A 16,563-nucleotide genomic window follows, 5' to 3' on the forward strand; every position below is an offset into this window, starting at 1 on the left:
TGCCGCCGTCGGCCGCGGCGAGCTGTCGTCGGCCGACGTCCTCAAAGCCGCCTGGCCGGAAGACGCGCCGAGCGAGGCGCCGAAGCGGCGGCGCAGGGTCAAGCGCGCCGAAGAAGGCTGGTTCGGTCTCGGCAAGGTCATGGGCTTGAAATTCCGCTGGCCTGGCTCGAGCGCCAGCAGCGAACGCGAGCCCCCTGCCGGCGCAAACAGCATTCCGATCAGGGGCTTGCGCGGCGATCTGCCGGTGAGCTTCGCCGCTGACGGCGCCGTCCCCGGTGACCGCATCGTCGGCATCCTCACCCCTGGCCAAGGCATCACCATCTATCCAATCCATGCCGAGGCGCTGAAGGCGTTCGACGAAGAGCCCGAGCGCTGGATCGACGTGACCTGGGACATCGACGAGGACAATGCACAACGCTTCCCCGCCAAGATCGCCGTCACCGCGCTCAACGAGCCGGGCAGCCTCGCCCAAGTTGCCGCCGTGATCGGCGAGGCCGATGGCAATATCGACAATATCAAGATCATGAAGCAGGTTCCGGACTATGCAGAGATGGTCATCGATCTTGAAGTCTGGGACCTCACGCATTTGAACGAGATTCTTGCCGGATTGCGCGCCAAGGACGTTGTCTCCTCCGCTATGCGGGTGAGCGGTTAGGGGAGGGCGGCTTTCGTCGCCAGCTGGCCTTGACCCCCCTGACGAATAGACAAACCCACCCTAATTGAGGGAACGTCCCCGGCGCGGCTCGTGCAAGCTGAGACTGGGCCCAAGAGGTATTGATGCTGTTCAAGCGTCGTCAAACCGAGAGCCTGCTGGAGCGTGTGCGCATCCATATGTGGCCGCGCCGCAGCTGGGGCCGGTCGAGCCGCTACGTCGTCTATCGCCTGCGGCGTCTCAGCGCGACGCCCCATGCCATCGCGCTCGGCTTCGCCGCCGGCACCTTTGCCGCGGTCACCCCCTTCATCGGCACGCACATGGTCATGGCCGCATTGCTCGCCTGGATCATCGGCGGCAGCATCGTCGCCTCGGTTCTCGGCACTTTCCTCGGCAATCCGCTGACCTATCCCTTCCTGTGGTACGCGAGCTATGCAGTCGGCAATGCCTTGCTCGGCGGCAAGGCGACGAAAAAGACCATCGACCTGTCGCACGGTGTCTTCCAATCCTCCTTCGAGCATCTGTGGCCGATCCTGAAGCCGATGTCGCTCGGCTGCCTGCCGGTCGGCATTGCCATGGCAACCGCCTGCTATTTCCTGGTGAGGCCGATGGTGGAAGCCTACCAGCACCGCCGCCGGCGCGAGCTTCACTTGCGGCAGCGCCGCGCCGTCGTCGGCCCAAGGGGAGCAGCGCCATGACCGCACCGCTCCCCATCCGCCTCGGCATCAACATCGATCACGTGGCGACGCTACGCAATGCGCGGGGAGGGCACCATCCCGATCCCTTGCGCGCGGCGGTGGTCGCGATCGAGGCGGGCGCCGATAACATCACCGCGCATTTGCGCGAGGACCGGCGCCATATCAGGGATGACGACGTCGAACGACTCATCAGGGCGCTGAAATACGACGAGGCGGTCGAGCAGTCTTACGAGCGCCGCCGTCACACCATGAGCGAGGAGGTCGCGCGCGAGGTTAAACCGCTGAGCTGCGCCATCAATCTGGAAATGGCGGTCACCGACGAGATGCTCGACATCGCGCTTCTGCGGCGCCCGGACGATTGCTGCCTCGTTCCCGAGCGGCGGCAGGAGCTCACCACCGAAGGGGGCCTCGATGTCGTGGGCAACGCCGCCAGGCTCAAGCCGTTTATCGCGGCGCTGAGAGGCGCCGGCATCCATGTTGCTTTGTTCGTTGATCCCGACCGGGAACAAATTTCCGCGGCGCAGGAGGTCGGCGCCGATGCGGTCGAGCTGCATACCGGCACCTATTGCAGAGCCTTTTCCGACGGCCAGGCTGACGCCATGCGCCACGAGCTGACGCGCCTTCAGGACGGCGCACTGTGCGCCGCCCTAGCTGGGCTTGAAGTGCATGCCGGCCATGGGCTCGACTATGATAATGTCGGACCCGTGGCGGCGATTCTCGAGATCGTCGAGCTGAACATCGGACACTTCCTCGTCGGCGAGGCCCTTTTTATCGGCCTCGCCGAGAGCGTCCGTCGCATGCGCGCCAAGATGGATCGCGCCCGTGGCATCCTGCGGCATAGCGACACGGAATCTGAGGTCAGCGGTTGATGATCCTCGGCCTGGGCAACGACATCATCGACATCAGGCGGGTCGAGAGGACCATCGAGCGCTATGGCGACAGGTTTATCTCCCGCGTGTTCACCGACATCGAGCGGCGGAAGTCCGACGGCCGCGCCGGCCGCGCCGCCTCCTACGCCAAGCGCTTTGCCGCCAAGGAGGCCTGCGCCAAGGCCCTGGGCACTGGCTTTCGCCAGGGGGTGTTCTGGCGCGACATGGGCGTCGTGAACTTGCCCTCGGGCCGGCCCACGCTTGAGCTTACCGGCGGAGCGCTCCAAGCACTGGTCGAACTCACCCCTGAGGGGCACGCCGTGCGCATCGACCTTACCATCACCGATGACTTTCCCATGGCTCAGGCGATCGTCATCATCTCGGCCTTTCGCGTGCCCGTGCGCGATTGAGCCATTTGCCTCCCAATGAGGGACGGGCTATAGGGGCCGCGGACGGGTCCCCGCATCGATCAGCATGCAGAGGAGAGCTTCCGCATGAGCGTTGAGGCCGAAGAGACGCAAGACAAGAGCGGGTTCAAAGACACCATCCGCGTGGTCATCCACGCGCTCATCCTTGCGCTCCTGGTGCGGATATTCCTGTTCCAGCCCTTCAACATTCCCTCTGGCTCCATGATCCCGACGCTGCTCGTCGGCGACTATCTGTTCGTGTCGAAATACAGCTACGGCTACAGCCGCTATTCCTTCCCGTTCGGGCCCAACCTGTTCTCCGGGCGCATCTGGGCCAAGGAGCCGAACCGTGGCGACGTGGTGGTGTTCAAGCTGCCCCGCGACAACGAGACCGACTACATCAAGCGCGTGATCGGCCTGCCCGGCGACGAGATCCAGATGATTCACGGCGTGCTGCACATCAACGGCGAAGCGGTTAAGAAGGAGCGCGTCGACGATTTCGTCATGCGCGATTCTGGGGGCGGCGAGCGGCAATTGGCCCGCTACATGGAGACTCTGCCGAACGGGGTGACCTACCCCGTGCTCGACCTCGTCAATGAGGGCATCGGCGACAACACCGAGGTGTACAAAGTCCCCGAAGGCCATTTCTTCATGATGGGCGACAACCGGGACAATTCGACCGACAGCCGCTTCCTCTCCGAGGTTGGCTATGTGCCCTTCGAGAACCTGGTCGGCCACGCCCAGATCATCTTCTTCTCAATCGATGAGGGTGCGAGCTTCTGGCAAATATGGAAATGGCCGGCTGACGTCCGTTGGTCGCGCATTCTGCAAAGGGTACATTGAACCGTGCCCGATCGGCGCGATACGGCCCTCACACAATTCTTCGAACGATTGGGTTATGTCTTCACCGACCGCACGCTGATCGAGCTTGCGCTCACACATGCGAGCGCACGTCCCTCGCTCAAGCCGAACGATGACAATGAGCGGCTCGAATTCTTGGGCGATCGCGTCCTCGGGCTCGCCATCGCCGAGCTCCTGACCGCAAGCCTTCCGGACGCGAGCGAGGGGGAGCTTGCCCGCCGCTACAATCAGCTCGTGCGCGCCGAGACCTGCGCCGAAATCGCGCAAGACTGGGAGCTCGGCAAGCTCATCCTGATGAGCGGCGGCGAGGCCGAGAGCGGCGGCCGCGGCAAGAAGACGATCCTCGCCAATGCCTGCGAGGCGGTGCTCGGCGCCATCTTCATCGACGGAGGCTATGCGGCGGCGCGCGATATCGTCCACCGCTTCTGGGCCGCAGAGCTGAGCGGCTACGGCCTCGCCACCCCCGACGCGAAGTCTGTCCTCCAGGAATGGGCGCAAGGACGGCGCCTGCCGCTGCCGCGCTACATCGAAATCGCCCGCGAGGGGCCCGATCACGCCCCGCGCTTCACCTCCGAGGTGCAGATCGACGGCGTGGCACCTGAACGCGGCCATGGCGCCAACAAGCGCGCCGCCGAGCAGGCTGCGGCGCTCGCCATGCTGCTGCGCGAAGGGGTGTGGCAGGCTCCCACCCATGACTGACGCCAATAGCAGCGGCGATCGGCGATGCGGCTTCGTGGCGCTGATCGGCGCGCCGAATAGCGGCAAGTCCACGCTGATCAATGCTCTGGTCGGCGCCAAAATCGCCATCGTCACCCACAAGGCGCAGACGACGCGTGGGCCGGTGCTTGGCATCGCGATTGAGGGCACGAGCCAGATCATCCTGGTCGACACGCCTGGCATCTTTCAGCCGAAACGGCGGCTCGACCGCGCCATGTCGGGAGCGGCCTGGACCCGCGCTGCGGATGCCGATCTCGTGGTGCTGGTGATCGATGCCGAGCGAGCGCACACCGGGCGCGGGCTCGATGCCTGGCTCGACCCCGTGTTCGAAACTCTCCCCACCATCAAGCGGCCCATCATAGCCGTGCTCAACAAGATCGACCTCGTGGCGCGGCCCGAGCTCTTGGTACTCGCCGATAAGCTCGGCAAGCGTCACGACTTCGCGCGGACCTTCATGATCTCGGCGCTCAATGGCGATGGCGTCGCCGACCTCAAATCCTATCTCGCGGAGACCGTGCCAGAAGGCCCGTGGCTCTATCCCGAGGATCAGCTCACCGACGCGCCGATCCGCCAGGCCGCCGCCGAGATCACCCGCGAGAAGCTGTTCCTGCGGCTCCACGACGAGCTTCCCTACAGCCTCACCGTCGAGACCGCCGATTGGAAGGAGCTGAAGGACGGCAGCGTCCGCATCGAGCAGACCATCTATGTGATGCGCGAGAGTCAGCGCAAGATTCTGCTCGGCGCATCCGGCGCGACCATCAAGGAGATCTCGATTGCGGCGCGCAAGGAGATCGGCGAGATGATCGACGCGCCGGTCCATCTCTTCCTGTTCGTGAAGGTGCGCGAGCGCTGGGGCGAGGATCCCGAACGCTACCGCGAGATGGGTCTCGATTACCCAAAGGAATGATACCCTGCCTTCGCAGCGTCATTCCGGCGCAAGCCGGAATCCAGCGCGCGAAGCGCAAGGAAAAGACTGGATACCGGCTTTCGCCGGTATGACGAGTGCCAGTTGCTCCTGTATGCAAGGCCATGGACTTTAGCGACGAGGGCATCCTCATTTCGGCCAAGCCTCTCGGCGAGGCGAACACCATCGCCGAGCTTCTCACCGCGCGGCATGGACGCCATCTCGGTCTCGTGCGGGGAGGGCGGTCGCGGCGCATGCGCCCGCTGATGCAGCTCGGCAATCGCTTGAGCGTGACCTGGCGGGCGCGACTCGCCGACCATCTCGGCGGCTTCAATGTCGAGATGCTCGAGCCTCACGCAGCGCGGGTTCTCGACGATCAGGCGGCGCTTGCGACAATAGGCTCGCTCACCGGGCTTGCCAAGCTTCTGCCCGAGCGCGATCCGCACCCGCAGCTTTATTACGGCGCGCTTGAGGTGCTGACCGCGCTGGACGATGCGAACCTATGGCCGGCGCTCCTGGTGCGCTGGGAGATGATGCTGCTTCAGGATCTCGGCTTCGGCCTCGACTTGAGCGAATGCGCCGCCACCGGCACGGATGCCGATCTGGTCTACGTCTCGCCAAAATCCGGCCGGGCGGTGTCGCGTGACGCCGGTAAGCCTTATTGCGACCGCCTGCTGCAGCTCCCCCGCTTTCTGCTGGAGGAGAATGCCTCGCCCACGCCCTCCGACATCCTCGCCGGCTTCGCCCTCACCGGCCACTTCCTCGAGCGCGACGTGCTTAGTCCGCAGGGGCTTACATTGCCAGCGGCGCGCACCCGCCTCCTCGAACTTCTTGGGCGCAGTCAAAAGGATGATGTCATGCCCGCGAAAGCGGACATCCAGTAAACGCCGGCGCTCGGGATTACTAGATCGCCCGGTCAAGCCGGGCGATGACAAAGTGTGGGTGGATGCGGCCTCGCAAACCCCTCTCCCCCCGTGGGAGAGGGTGGATCGCCGCTTCAGCGGCGAGCCGGGTGAGGGGGACAGTCGCACGCGGCTTGAGCCGACTCTTCCGATGCGCTAAGCGCAAGCATGGGAAAAAGACCGCCGCCGCCTGATTCGCAAGGGCCGATCGAGCCAGTGAATCTGCGCGAGGCCTTGGAAGAGCGGTACCTCGCTTATGCGCTCTCCACCATCATGCACCGGGCGCTCCCCGATGTGCGCGATGGCTTGAAGCCGGTACACCGCCGCGTGCTCTACGCCATGCGCCAGTTGAGACTCGAGCCCCAGGGCGAGTTTCGCAAATGCGCCAAGATCGTCGGCGACACCATGGGCAACTTCCACCCCCACGGCAATCAAGCGATCTACGACGCGCTCGCCCGCCTCGCCCAGGACTTCTCAGTCCGCTACCCGCTGATCGACGGCCAGGGCAATTTCGGTAATATCGACGGCGATAACCCCGCCGCCGACCGCTATACCGAGGCGCGGCTGACCGAGATCGCCGCCCAGCTTCTCGACGGCATCGACGAGGACACCGTCGACTTCCGCCCCAACTACGACGGCCGCGAGCAGGAGCCCTCCGTGCTCCCAGGCAATTTCCCCAACCTGCTCGCCAATGGCTCCTCGGGCATCGCCGTCGGCATGGCCACCAACATCCCGCCGCACAACGCCGGCGAGCTGTGCGACGCGGCGCTGCATCTCATCAAGTTTCCCAACGCCACCGCCGACAAGCTGGTCGACTTCGTGCCTGGGCCTGACCTGCCCACCGGCGGCGTTCTGGTCGAGCCGCGCGAACAGATCGTGCAGGCCTATAAGACCGGGCGCGGCAGCTTCCGCCTGCGCGCGCGGTGGGGACGCGAAGACACCGGCCGCGGCACCTACCAGATCGTGGTCACCGAGATCCCCTATCAGGTGCCGAAGGCGCGGCTCGTCGCCCGCATCGCCGAGCTGCTTCAGGCGAAGAAGCTGCCGCTGCTCGCCGACGTGCGCGACGAGTCGGCCGAAGACGTACGCCTGGTGCTCGAGCCGAAGAGCCGTAGCATCGATCCCGTGCTGCTCATGGAGCAGATGTTCAAGCTGACCGAGCTCGAGACGCGCGTGCCGCTCAACATGAACGTGCTCACCCGCGGCCAGGTGCCGAACGTGCTGAGCCTTCGGCAGGTGCTGCGCGAATGGCTCGATCACCGCAAGGAGGTGCTGGTCCGCGGCTCGAAGCATCGCCTCGCCAAGATCGACCACCGGCTCGAAGTGCTCGAAGGCTTCCTCATCGTCTATCTCAACCTCGACAAGGTGATCAAAATCATCCGCGAGACTGAGGAGCCGAAGCCTGCCTTGATGAAGGCCTTCAAGCTCACCGAGGTCCAGGCCGAGGCGATTCTCAACATGCGGCTGCGCTCCTTGCGCAAGCTCGAGGAGATGGAGATCAGGCGCGAGCACGATGCGCTGACCAAGGAGCGGAAAGAGCTGAAGGCGCTGCTCGCCTCCGACGACAAGCAGTGGAAGAAGATCGCCGACGAGATCAAGTCGCTGAAGGAGCGCTTCGGCCAGAAGACGGAACTCGGGCGGCGGCGCACCAGCTTCGACGTGGCGCCCGAAGGCATCGCCGAAGATCTGGCCGATTCCCTGATCGAGAAGGAGCCGGTGACTGTGGTCCTCTCCGAGAAGGGCTGGATCCGCGCCATCAAAGGGCATCTCGCCGAGTTCGACGGCCTTGCCTTCAAGGAGGGCGATCGGCTGAAGCGCGCCGTGCGCACAGAGACCACCGACACGCTGCTGCTCTTCGCCACCAATGGCCGGTTCTATACGCTCAGCCCCGACAAGCTGCCGAGCGGCCGCGGCCACGGCGAGCCCTTCCGCCTCATGATCGACATCGAGGAGACGGCCGACGCGGTCGAGCTGTTCGAGCACGCGGAAGGCCGCAAGCTACTGGTGGCGAGCTCGAGCGGTCACGGCTTCATCGTGCCAGAGGACGAGGTCGTGGCCTCGACCCGCAAGGGCAAGCAGATCCTGAACGTCGGCGCCGGCGACGAGGCAGCAATGTGCGCGCCGGCCGAAGGGGACAGCCTCGCGGTCATCGGCGACAACCGCAAGCTCCTGCTGTTCCCGTTGAAGGAGCTGCCTGAGATGCCGCGCGGCAAGGGCGTGCGGCTCCAGCGCTACAAGGGTGGCGGCTTGGCCGACGCCAAGACCTTCACCAAGAAAGAGGGCCTCAGTTACATCGACTCGGCCGGGCGCAGCTTCACCCTCACCGATTTGCGCGATTGGTGGGGCGTGCGCGCCCAGGCCGGCCGTCTGCCGCCAAAGGGCTTCCCCAAGTCAGGGCGCTTCGGCCCGAAGTTCTAAAGCGGACGCTTAGAAGCCAGAACCGACCTACTTCCGGCATCCGGCTTCTGGTTTCTCTGCAGTGCGCACCCAGCCCTTCGAGGTGAGGTGCTCCTGCGGCCGGAAGCGGTTCTTGTAACGCATCTTGCGCGAGCCATCGATCCAGTAGCCGAGATAGACGAAGGGGAGCCCGAGGCTCCGGGCGAACTCGACTTGGTCGAGGATCATGTAGGTGCCGAGGCTCCGCGCGGGCAGCTCCGGATCGTAGAAGCTGTACACCATCGAGATGCCGTCGCTTAGGCGGTCGCACAGCGAAACGCCGATCAACGGCGCGTCGCCGGTCTCGGGGTCGGGCCGCTGGCGGTATTCGGTGACGTTCGTCTCCACCACGCTGTCTTCGACCATGAGCGAGTAGTCGAGCACCGACATCTCGGCCATGCCGCCGTCGCCGTGCCGGGCGTCGATATAGGCGCGGAACAGCGAATATTGCTCGGCGCTCGGGCTTGGCTCCATGCGGGCGGTCACCACGTCGCGGTTGGCGCGGGCGATGCGGTTCAGCGAGCGCCGCGGCCGGAAGGCGTCGACGAGAATCCGCACCGGCACACAGGCCGAGCAGGCGTCGCAATAGGGCATGTAGGCGATGTTCTGGCTGCGCCGGAAACCGCCCTTCAACAGGTTGTCGATGAGGAAGCCGGGCTTCTCGCGGGTGAGGTGGGTGAACAGCTTCCGCTCGAGCTTGCCCGGCAAATACGGGCAGGGCTGCGGCGCGGTGATGTAGAATTCCGGGAAGTTGCTCTTGTGCTCGGTCACGACAGTTATTCCAGGCGAATCTGCCCCCTCGGCACCAAGCTTAGTGGATCAAGTGAGCACAGTGCAAATGCGGAACGAGCAAAGATTGGGTTGCGCCAGACGCTCCTAACCACCCGTCCCGGAGGCCGGCTCACCGCCGGTTGATGGCAACGATCCCTGCGAAAATATCGTGCAGGCAGCGTTTTTGCGGATCGAACAGGGCCCAAAGAACGTTCGGCAGCCAAAGCACTGCAGATCCAAGCGAAACCCAGAAAAGGAGCGCGTGAAAGGCCGCGATCAAGGGCGACACTTTGCCCCCGAACCAGGTGCGCCACTCAAGGCCCATCAGGCGCTGGCCGATGGTCGCCGAGTTCGGTCCGCCGATCGTGAGGGCGTTGTAACCGAGGCCCACCACGGGAAAAACCAGAGCGAACAATAACCATCCCAGGCCCAACGTCACAATTCCGAGTATCAAGACGGCAACGAATCCCAAGACTGTCAGGAGTGTGATGATGGTGGCGTCGATGAGGAAGGCGACGAAACGCTTGCCGATGATGCCATCGAACAACTGCGGCTGGGTCACTGGATTGTAGGAGGGAGAGGGACTGGCGAAATCGGCGCCGGAACGGGGCGGAATGGTTTTCTGCTCTGACATCTCTCGTGCTCTCTCTCGTGCTCTCTTGAATTGGCATTCGACGTGTAGATGGTGGCTGCCGCCGCCTCAGGCAAGCGGAACCGCGTGAATCGGGGCGCCCGCGGCGCCGACCACGGTTGCCGAGGGCTGGCCGACGCGATAAGGATTTTTTCGTGGGGTTGCGCACGAGGCCTGCGACCGAGGGACCCACTTATGGCGAGATCCGGACTCGGAGTTGCGGCCGCGCTGCTTTGCTGCGCGGGTTTGTTCGAGCCGGCGTCGGCCTGCGAGGGAACCGACGTCGTTTTCGAGGACAAGTTCGCCGACGACGCCGGCGGCTGGGCGATCAACCAGGACGTCGAGGTAAAGGATGGAAGCTTCACCTTCAACCTTCCGCCCGATGCCATGCAGTCCGACCTCAACGTCACCTACACCGTCAACGACGCCGACATTTGCTCGGAGACCGTGTGGCCTGATGGCGGTTCGACCATTCTCGGCGCCGGGCTTCTGTTCTGGGGCGAGGACAACCGGAACTATCTGCAGTTCGGCATTCTCAACAACGGCAAGTTCTGGATCGCGCGGCGCCAGGACGGCAAATGGTACACCATCGTCGAGAACGTCGATTCGAGCGCCATCAAGGTGAAGCCCGGCGAGTCGAACATGCTGCGGGTGAAGGCCAGCGGCGGCGTCGCGACCCTCTTCATCAACGGCACCAAAGTGCGCGATCTGCGCGGTCAGGCGCCGAAGGGCGGCTGGCGCTTCGGCCTCTCCGGCGACAATTTCGACAAGGCGAAGGACGCCCGCGTGGTGTTCAAGAGCGTCAAGGTCACCGACTGAAGCGCACAAGCACGCTCCGTCATTCCGGCGAAGGCCGGGATCCAGCACACCCTCCGTCATTCCGGCGAAAGCCGGAATCCAGCAAAAGATCATCTTCATTTTGGTTCTGGATACCGGCTTGCGCCGGTATGACGCGCAATCAGCGGCCTTCGCTGAGCAACTGCGCCGCCTCGATGGCGAAATAGGTGAGGATGGCGTCGGCGCCGGCGCGCTTGAACGCCATCAGGCTTTCCAGGATGACGCGCTCCCGGTCGATCCAGCCGCGCTCGGCCGCGGCCACGATCATCGCGTACTCGCCCGAGGTCTGATAGACGAAGGTCGGCACGTGGAATGCGTCCTTCACTCGGCGCACGATGTCGAGATAGGGCAGGCCAGGCTTCACCATCACCATGTCGGCGCCCTCGGCGATGTCCTGGCCGACCTCGCGCAGCGCCTCCTCGGCATTGGCCGGATCCATCTGATAGGTGAGCTTGTCGCCGCGCAGCATGGCGCCGGAGCCGACCGCGTCGCGGAACGGTCCGTAAAAGGCCGAGGCATATTTCGCCGCATAGGCAAGGAGCTGGGTGTTGGTGAAGCCGTTCGTCTCCAGCGCCTCCCTGATCGCGCCGATGCGGCCGTCCATCATGTCGGACGGCGCGAGGATATCGCAGCCGGCCTCGGCCTGGTTCAGCGCCTGGCGCACCAGCACCTCGACGGTGCGGTCGTTGTCGACCTCGCCCTCGATAAGGAGCCCGTCATGGCCGTGACTGGTATAGGGATCGAGCGCCACGTCGCAGATCACCCCGATGTCGCCGACTTCTCCCTTGATAGCGCGCACCGCGCGGCAGACGAGGTTGTTCGGGTTGAGGGCCTCGCTCGCCTCTTCGTCGCGGAGCGAGGGATCGGTGTAGGGGAAGAGCGCGACCGCGGGAAGCTTGAGCTCGGCGGCAGTCTCGGCGGCCTTGACGGCAAGGTCGATGGAAAGCCGCTCCACCCCCGGCATGCTCGCGACCTGCGAGCGTTGGTTCTTCCCTTCGATGACAAAGATCGGCCAGATCAGATCGTCGGCCGACAGCGTCGTCTCGCGCACCAGACGCCGCGACCAGTCGGAGCGGCGGTTGCGCCGCAGCCGCGTCGCCGGGAAGCCAGGCTCCGGCGTGGCGGGCGTCTTGCCCCGCGCGCGCTTGATGCGCTCGGTGCGCAAGGCGACGGTTTTCTCTCTTGGTGAGGACATGAGCCGATCGATCTCACACGCCTTTGAGGTGCCGGCACGCTAGCACCTGGCGTGGGCAGGAGCCAGCAAACCCCTAATTATGGTTTTGCGACAGCGAATGCCACACGTGGCCACTGCCACTCGTAGCGAAGGCCGCACGTAGCGGCTGCTACTCGCAGAAGCCTTTGCGCCGTTTCTTCATGTCGAGGTGGAAATGGTTTTTGTGGGCGGCGTTGGCCTCAGGTCCCAGCACGGTGCCGAAGCGGCGGCAGGCGTCCTCGTGCAGATACGTCACGAACTGAGCCTCGCGGTCCATCTCAGGCTCCTTGGCGACCGGCGGCGGTGAGGGTGCCGGGGCAGGCTCGGCCTTCGCCGAGGCGATGGCGCTTGTCTTGGTGGCCGTGGGCTTTGCCGTCTTGCCGTCCTCCGCGTGTTTCGACGCCGCGACGCTTTCCTTGTCCTCAGGCGCTCGGTTCGGATTTGCCGCTGGCGGAGGAGGAACCTCCACGACCTTCGGCCAGTCGTCCAAGACCGTGACGCGCTCGCCGTTGGCAAGGACAAACTCCGACACGTCGAGGGCGTTGGCCAGCGCGTGCTCGCTCAACGGCGTCGTGCCGCCTCCGTAGCGGTTGCGGCAGACATAGGAGCTCGCGTTCTGGATCTTGGCCACGGTCGAGCCGAACAGCTTCTTGGCCTTCGGCTGAACGGTGTCGCGCAACCACTCACCGAGCACATCGGCCATCGGGCAGCTCAGCGTCGCCGGCGGGTCGATCGAGACCTTCGGGTCGGTGCCGACCGCGCGCAGCAGGACCGGCGCCGGCGTTCCGCAAATGCCTTCCTTGATTGGCGGCAGGACCTCGTAATCGAGCGGGTCTCCGGTCAGCAGCTCCTTGCATTTCGCACGTGCCGCATCGATCTCAGCTTCGCTCCACGGCACGGTCGGCTGCTCGCCCGGAAGGGGCGGTGGCGGCGGCTTCACTGGGGCAGCGACCGGCCCGGTTGGCCTGAGCGGGTTCCGGTCAGGCAGCGGCGGCGCGTCGCCCTCGGCCCTTGCGAGCAGAGGCGGCAGCCAGGCGCAAAGCGCAACAAGAGCAAGGATGCGAAGCCTCATTCCGGACGATCCAAAACCGCCTGCTTGTGGTTTCCAAGATTGGATGCTAGCAGCCCGCGGGCGCCCCTTAAGGGGCATACACGGATTCCTGCAAGGGGAACACGCATCGTGGGCGAGCCGCTCGGCATCGAGTTTAGCGAGCAAGACCGCGCGGGCATCGTGACGCTGAACCGGCCCACACGATTAAACGCGCTCAGCCGGGAAATGTTCGACGCGCTGAGCGAAGAGTATCGGCGCTGGGCGCCCAATCCTCACATCTATGGCGTGGTGATGGAGTCGACCCATCCCACCGTGTTCTGCAGCGGCGGCGATCTCAAGGTCCTGCACGGATGGATCGAGCAGGGAGCGCTCGACACCATCCGCGACTTTTACCGCGCGGCCTACACCCATTGCTGGGTGCTCGAGAAATTCATCAGGCCGAATGTGCCCCTCATCAACGGACTACTGCTCGGGGGCGGCATCGGCATCACGCTCTATGGAACACATTGCGTGGCGGGCGAGGGCTACAAGGTGGCCATGCCTCAGGTCGGCATCGGCTTCCTGCCTGATATCGGTGGCACCCATTTTCTCTCGCGACTCGAGAACCACTTTGGACTCTATCTCGCGCTCACCGGCCGCGCTATCGGCCCCGCCGATGCCTATCGCCTGCGCCTGATCACGCACTACATCCCGGCTGCGCATTTCCACGTCATCAAGGACGCGGTGAGTGACAACCATCCGATCGATCGCTTGCTCGACGGCCTGCATCGCGATCCCGGGGAAGGGGAGCTCGCCAGACTGACGCCGGCCATCCATCGCATCTTTGGATCGTCCTCGGTCGAGGAGATCCTGGACCGGCTCGATGCCGAGCAAGGTCAGGATGAGGCTTGGGCCAAGGCCACCGCGGCCGAGATCCGCAAGAAGTCGCCGACATCGCTGAAAGTGGCCTTCGCGCAAATGCGGCGGGGCAAGACGCTGGGCCTCGCCGAGGCGTTACAATTGGAGTTCAGACTTGCCTCGCAACTGATTGCGCGCCCGGACTATGGCGAAGGCATCAAGTCGCGTATTGTCGGCAAAGGCAGCAAGCCGCGCTGGAGCCCCGCGACGCTTTCTGAGGTTGGCGACGCCGGGATTGAGAGTCTCTTTGGCAGTGCGCCGCACGGCGAATTGCAGCTTGAAGAGCGCAATTGAATCAATTGCACTGCCTCAACAAGTAATCTAAACTTAATGATGGTATTTCACCCAATCTTAAGCGTCCTGATTAAGCGGATTTTAGTTCGACATGCCTATAGTTCTCGATAAGTTGGGGATAAACAACAACTGCGAGGGTAGGCGATGACTGTGGTCCTGGATATAGGGACTCGTACCAATGCTGAGCAGCCAGAAGATCTCAAGGGTCGCTATCTGGTATCCTTGAAGCTCATTGAGCGGCTGCATCGATTGCTTCTGGATGTCATCAAGGACGAGTTCGAACGCTTGGGCCGTTCCGATGTGAACAGTGTGCAGGCGTTGCTCTTGTACAATATTGGCGACGCCGAACTGACGGCGGGAGAGCTGACCAGCCGCGGTTATTACCTCGGCTCGAACGTCTCCTACAACCTGAAGAAGCTGGTTGAGTCCGGTTATATCAACCACCAGCGGTCCAATACCGACCGCCGCTCGGTGCGCGTGCGCCTCACCGAGAAGGGTCGCGAGGTGTGCGACGTGGTGAGCGCGCTCTACCAGCGTCAGCTCAAGTCCCTCCAGCAGGTCGGTGGCATCGAGAGCATCGATCTGGAAATCCTCAACAAGTCGCTGATCAGGCTCGAGCGGTTCTGGACCGATCAGATCCGCTACCAGCTCTAGCGGGCCCAACCAGCGTCAAAGCCCCGGTGAAATCCTCGCCGGAGCAGGTTTTTCTTGCGGCGCGAAGCTCAAAAACGCCCTATTCGGCGTTTACCCCTTGATCGCCGGTCCACCCTGCCTCATGTTTGGAGTGCAGTTGTGGGCTCGACTGCGGAGGGGAATCATCGTCCTTACCCTTTTGTCTTTACGGCCATTCTCTCGGTCGCTGCTGAAACTTCCGGGGGACTTGCCAGTCGATGCGACGGGTGGGGCTTTGCTTGCTCTGAGACGGGATAGAGTAGCAAAGGCAAAGCGCCGGCAGCATGGAAGTGGCGCGACGCCGCGAAAGACGGGAGCGGCACATGGCAACATGGACAGGCCTCGCAAGGACGGCCGCTTTTTGCGCGACTGTCGCCTTGGCGCCAGGGTTGCTCATCGCCACCAGCCACAGAGCTGACGCCGGTATCTTTTCCTGGCTCGGCGGCCGCAACCAGAACAGCAGCGGCGACTATCAGCAGTCCCCTCCGAGTGGCGGGATTTTCGGCGGTCGTGGCGGCGGCGGGATATTCCAGCCCGCGCCTCGAGCCCCGCAGTCCGGTGCTTTCCATGGCGACGAGCTTCCGCCCGAGGAGGGCACTGAAGCCACCAGGCAGTGGATCACCAATCCTGCGCTTGGCACGCCGACGCTCTCCACGCGCAACATCGAGGCGACCAAGGCCGCGATCCAGCACTACCAGGGCATCGTGGCGCAAGGTGGCTGGCCGACCGTGCCGGCCTACGCTATGAAGCCCGGCTCCCACGGGGAGCCCGTCCAGATCTTGCATCGGCGGCTGGAGGTCAGCGGCGATCTCGCCGGGCAGAGCATCCCCGACCAATACGATGAGGCGCTGACCCAAGCCGTGCGCAAATTCCAGTCGCGCCACGCTTTGCCGCCGACCGGCCTCATCGACCGGGCCACGATCGACGTGATGAACGTGCCGGCGAGCGTTCGGCTGCTCCAGCTCCAGTCCAATCTGAAGAGGCTGCAAACCTTGGCGCCGGCCGCGGCCAACCGTTACGTCACGGTCAACATCCCCGCCGCGCAGGTGGAAGCGGTCGAGGGCGGACAGGTGGCCCAGCGCCATGCCGCCGTGGTCGGCAAGTTCGAGCGGCAGACGCCCGAGCTCTCCAGCAAGATCATGGAGATCAATTTCAATCCCTATTGGTACGTGCCGCGCAGCATCGTCTACAAGGACCTCGTGCCCAAGGCCCGCGAATTCGCCCAGCGCGGCCAGGACATGCTCGCCGCCTATCACATGGAAGCCTTCGACGCCTCCGGCGCGCCGCTCGACTCCCGCTCGATCAATTGGATGGGCGATGCCGTCTATGGCTACAACTACCGGCAGCTCCCCTGGCAGCAGAATTCCCTCGGCTTCGTGAAGATCAACTTCCCGAACAAGGACTCCGTGTACATGCACGATACCCCGCTCAAGAGCCTGTTCGGCCGCAACGTGCGGTTCGAGAGCTCGGGCTGCGTGCGGGTCAGCAAGATCGAGACGCTGGTGGCTTGGATCCTGCGCGATACGCCGGGATGGGGCCTGGATCGCGTGATGTCCATGCAGCAGACGAGCGAGCAGGCTGACGTCAGGCTCGCCAAGCCCATTCCAGTCTACTTCGTGTATTTGAGCGCCTGGGCGACGCCTGACGGCGTGGTGAACTTCCGTCCCGACATCTACAACCACGACGGCGCCGCCGAGACCGCATCGGCCCAATAGCGGCGTTCGAATTAATTGCTCGGACCGCCTCGGAGG

The 16,563-nt window shown here is 64.1% G+C and carries 17 protein-coding genes; 13 read left to right on the forward strand and 4 right to left on the reverse strand.

Annotation, left to right across the window (positions count from 1 at the left end):
* The 9 genes from ACREC7_RS12145 to parC form a co-directional block, all read left to right on the forward strand.
* On the forward strand, positions 1 to 655 hold a 655-nt coding region (locus ACREC7_RS12145; RefSeq protein WP_431555946.1), incomplete at its 5' end, for a RelA/SpoT AH/RIS domain-containing protein.
* Positions 656 to 777: 122 nt separating this feature from the next.
* Complete coding sequence (locus tag ACREC7_RS12150) at positions 778 to 1,350, forward strand: DUF2062 domain-containing protein (protein ID WP_431555947.1); 573 nt, start codon at positions 778 to 780, stop codon at positions 1,348 to 1,350.
* Positions 1,347 to 2,219: a pyridoxine 5'-phosphate synthase gene (locus ACREC7_RS12155; protein ID WP_431555948.1), complete on the forward strand. Its 873-nt coding sequence runs from the start codon at positions 1,347 to 1,349 to the stop codon at positions 2,217 to 2,219. Before ACREC7_RS12150 ends, ACREC7_RS12155 begins: the two co-directional genes overlap by 4 nt.
* The gene (acpS, locus tag ACREC7_RS12160; RefSeq protein ID WP_431555949.1) at positions 2,219 to 2,629 is read left to right on the forward strand and encodes a holo-ACP synthase; all 411 of its coding nucleotides are present in this window, start codon (positions 2,219 to 2,221) and stop codon (positions 2,627 to 2,629) included. The genes ACREC7_RS12155 and acpS overlap by 1 nt, the downstream gene beginning before the upstream one ends.
* 84 nt (positions 2,630 to 2,713) lie before the next feature.
* Positions 2,714 to 3,469, forward strand: a complete 756-nt coding sequence (gene lepB, locus ACREC7_RS12165) for a signal peptidase I (protein WP_431555950.1) — start codon at positions 2,714 to 2,716, stop codon at positions 3,467 to 3,469.
* A gap of 3 nt (positions 3,470 to 3,472) precedes the next feature.
* Positions 3,473 to 4,186 carry a ribonuclease III gene (gene rnc, locus ACREC7_RS12170; protein WP_431555951.1) on the forward strand — a complete coding sequence of 238 codons (714 nt, stop codon included), beginning with the start codon at positions 3,473 to 3,475 and terminating at the stop codon, positions 4,184 to 4,186.
* Entirely contained in the window at positions 4,179 to 5,111 is a 933-nt protein-coding gene (gene era, locus ACREC7_RS12175; protein WP_431555952.1) for a GTPase Era, read from the forward strand. Before rnc ends, era begins: the two co-directional genes overlap by 8 nt.
* Before the next feature lie 122 nt (positions 5,112 to 5,233).
* Positions 5,234 to 5,992, forward strand: coding sequence for a DNA repair protein RecO (gene recO / locus ACREC7_RS12180; RefSeq protein ID WP_431555953.1), 759 nt, complete (start codon positions 5,234 to 5,236; stop codon positions 5,990 to 5,992).
* Positions 5,993 to 6,178: 186 nt separating this feature from the next.
* Positions 6,179 to 8,428: a DNA topoisomerase IV subunit A gene (parC, locus tag ACREC7_RS12185; RefSeq protein ID WP_431555954.1), complete on the forward strand. Its 2,250-nt coding sequence runs from the start codon at positions 6,179 to 6,181 to the stop codon at positions 8,426 to 8,428.
* A 27-nt stretch (positions 8,429 to 8,455) separates the two neighbouring features.
* Here parC and ACREC7_RS12190 read toward each other — a convergent pair whose 3' ends face one another.
* A complete protein-coding gene (locus tag ACREC7_RS12190) occupies positions 8,456 to 9,217 on the reverse strand; it encodes an arginyltransferase (protein ID WP_431555955.1) in 762 nt (253 codons plus the stop codon).
* A gap of 130 nt (positions 9,218 to 9,347) precedes the next feature.
* Entirely contained in the window at positions 9,348 to 9,779 is a 432-nt protein-coding gene (locus ACREC7_RS12195; RefSeq protein WP_431555956.1) for an RDD family protein, read from the reverse strand.
* Positions 9,780 to 10,043: 264 nt separating this feature from the next.
* Here ACREC7_RS12195 and ACREC7_RS12200 point away from each other — a divergent pair, with 264 nt between their 5' ends.
* The gene (locus ACREC7_RS12200; protein ID WP_431555957.1) at positions 10,044 to 10,667 is read left to right on the forward strand and encodes a family 16 glycoside hydrolase; all 624 of its coding nucleotides are present in this window, start codon (positions 10,044 to 10,046) and stop codon (positions 10,665 to 10,667) included.
* A gap of 139 nt (positions 10,668 to 10,806) precedes the next feature.
* Here ACREC7_RS12200 and hemB read toward each other — a convergent pair whose 3' ends face one another.
* Both hemB and ACREC7_RS12210 read right to left on the reverse strand, forming a co-directional pair.
* Complete coding sequence (gene hemB, locus ACREC7_RS12205; RefSeq protein ID WP_431555958.1) at positions 10,807 to 11,880, reverse strand: porphobilinogen synthase; 1,074 nt, start codon at positions 11,878 to 11,880, stop codon at positions 10,807 to 10,809.
* Positions 11,881 to 12,028: 148 nt separating this feature from the next.
* A complete protein-coding gene (locus ACREC7_RS12210) occupies positions 12,029 to 12,970 on the reverse strand; it encodes an extensin family protein (protein WP_431555959.1) in 942 nt (313 codons plus the stop codon).
* Positions 12,971 to 13,078: 108 nt separating this feature from the next.
* On the opposite strand from ACREC7_RS12210, the gene ACREC7_RS12215 reads away from it, so the two are divergent.
* The 3 genes from ACREC7_RS12215 (at position 13,079) to ACREC7_RS12225 (ending at position 16,527) form a co-directional block, all read left to right on the forward strand.
* A complete protein-coding gene (locus ACREC7_RS12215; protein ID WP_431555960.1) occupies positions 13,079 to 14,140 on the forward strand; it encodes an enoyl-CoA hydratase/isomerase family protein in 1,062 nt (353 codons plus the stop codon).
* Positions 14,141 to 14,284: 144 nt separating this feature from the next.
* Positions 14,285 to 14,794, forward strand: coding sequence for a transcriptional regulator LdtR (gene ldtR / locus ACREC7_RS12220; protein WP_431555961.1), 510 nt, complete (start codon positions 14,285 to 14,287; stop codon positions 14,792 to 14,794).
* A gap of 341 nt (positions 14,795 to 15,135) precedes the next feature.
* The gene (locus ACREC7_RS12225; protein WP_431555962.1) at positions 15,136 to 16,527 is read left to right on the forward strand and encodes a L,D-transpeptidase family protein; all 1,392 of its coding nucleotides are present in this window, start codon (positions 15,136 to 15,138) and stop codon (positions 16,525 to 16,527) included.
* Positions 16,528 to 16,563: the final 36 nt, after the last annotated feature.

The sequence above is a fragment of the Methyloceanibacter sp. genome, assembly GCF_050728395.1.
In the GTDB taxonomy this organism is placed as follows: Bacteria; Pseudomonadota; Alphaproteobacteria; order Rhizobiales; family Methyloligellaceae; genus Methyloceanibacter.

What these genes read in the sequence shown, in the direction of transcription:
- ACREC7_RS12225 (WP_431555962.1), top strand. Translation starts at nt 15,136, where the DNA reads ATGGCAACATGGACAGGCCTCGCAAGGACGGCCGCTTTTTGCGCGACT.
- ACREC7_RS12155 (WP_431555948.1), top strand. Translation starts at nt 1,347, where the DNA reads ATGACCGCACCGCTCCCCATCCGCCTCGGCATCAACATCGATCACGTG.
- acpS (WP_431555949.1), top strand. Translation starts at nt 2,219, where the DNA reads ATGATCCTCGGCCTGGGCAACGACATCATCGACATCAGGCGGGTCGAG.
- parC (WP_431555954.1), top strand. Translation starts at nt 6,179, where the DNA reads ATGGGAAAAAGACCGCCGCCGCCTGATTCGCAAGGGCCGATCGAGCCA.
- era (WP_431555952.1), top strand. Translation starts at nt 4,179, where the DNA reads ATGACTGACGCCAATAGCAGCGGCGATCGGCGATGCGGCTTCGTGGCG.
- recO (WP_431555953.1), top strand. Translation starts at nt 5,234, where the DNA reads ATGGACTTTAGCGACGAGGGCATCCTCATTTCGGCCAAGCCTCTCGGC.
- lepB (WP_431555950.1), top strand. Translation starts at nt 2,714, where the DNA reads ATGAGCGTTGAGGCCGAAGAGACGCAAGACAAGAGCGGGTTCAAAGAC.
- ACREC7_RS12210 (WP_431555959.1), bottom strand. Translation starts at nt 12,970, where the DNA reads ATGAGGCTTCGCATCCTTGCTCTTGTTGCGCTTTGCGCCTGGCTGCCG.
- ACREC7_RS12150 (WP_431555947.1), top strand. Translation starts at nt 778, where the DNA reads ATGCTGTTCAAGCGTCGTCAAACCGAGAGCCTGCTGGAGCGTGTGCGC.
- ACREC7_RS12200 (WP_431555957.1), top strand. Translation starts at nt 10,044, where the DNA reads ATGGCGAGATCCGGACTCGGAGTTGCGGCCGCGCTGCTTTGCTGCGCG.
- ldtR (WP_431555961.1), top strand. Translation starts at nt 14,285, where the DNA reads ATGACTGTGGTCCTGGATATAGGGACTCGTACCAATGCTGAGCAGCCA.
- hemB (WP_431555958.1), bottom strand. Translation starts at nt 11,880, where the DNA reads ATGTCCTCACCAAGAGAGAAAACCGTCGCCTTGCGCACCGAGCGCATC.